The sequence below is a fragment of the Oleiphilus sp. HI0117 genome (genome assembly GCF_001635235.1).
Genome location: NZ_LWGA01000163.1, coordinates 1 through 831, shown reverse-complemented (window position 1 = coordinate 831; position 831 = coordinate 1). Strand labels below are relative to the sequence as shown.

The window sequence follows — 831 nt, the reverse complement described above, 5'->3', positions numbered from 1 at the left end:
TTCGCCTAGCTCTTCAGCTAAGGCTAGTAGCTTGCCATTATGAAAGCGGTATTTGGGAAAACCATAAAAAGAAAACGTGGTCGACAAGGTTAAGGCTGTATCTATATTCTTGTGCATGCGGTTTTTGCGTTTTTTAAAGCCGATTTTTGATCGAACGTCTTGCAATATATCCAGCGGCACTTGAGCTGCTTTCATCGATGCTTCAAAGACAGACTTAGAGACAAAGGTAAATTCTTTCGAAGGCTTTTTAGCCTTAAACAGCTTTGGGTAGGCCTTGTAGTTTGATTGGGCTTCATCGACCATTGCGCGCTTTAGTTCAGCAACTGTCACCGGGTTAGATGAGCTGCTGCAGCATTGGTAAATGTTTGTTTCGCCGGGTGACTTCAGTGCTTTGGTCATGGACAGAATAACGCTATTAGCGACTAAGTCTGCGGGAATAATGTCCATTGCTGCATGCGGGTCAGCAGGGAAGTAAGAGATTTTTCCACGAGCGTAGGCAAATACAATGGCATCGGCAACTTTTATGCCTTCAATCCACCCAGGTACTGGCGCACGAAGTGTACTTTCGATAATTGAAGGTCTAAGTATGACAAGAGAGCTCGTATCTAGTTTCTCTATTAGTAGCTGCTCGCCAAGCCACTTTGTGAAGGTATAAGTGTCATTCCAGCCGTAGCGATGGGCTTGCTCGATCCCCAGGTCAACCAAGGCGTTCTTTTGTTCTTCTTTCGTGCTTGAGGGCAAAAATGCGCGTGCGATTCTGTCTTGTAGTGAATGGATTAAACCTTCGACTAGATAGTGACCTTGTGCATTGCGTGGGACTTTTCGTTTATA

The 831-nt window shown here is 45.0% G+C and carries 1 protein-coding gene; it reads right to left on the bottom strand.

All coding sequences use genetic code 11. From position 1 onward, the window contains the following. The coding region (locus tag A3757_RS02165) for an SDR family oxidoreductase (RefSeq protein WP_197469661.1) at positions 1–831 on the bottom strand (831 nt) is incomplete at both ends.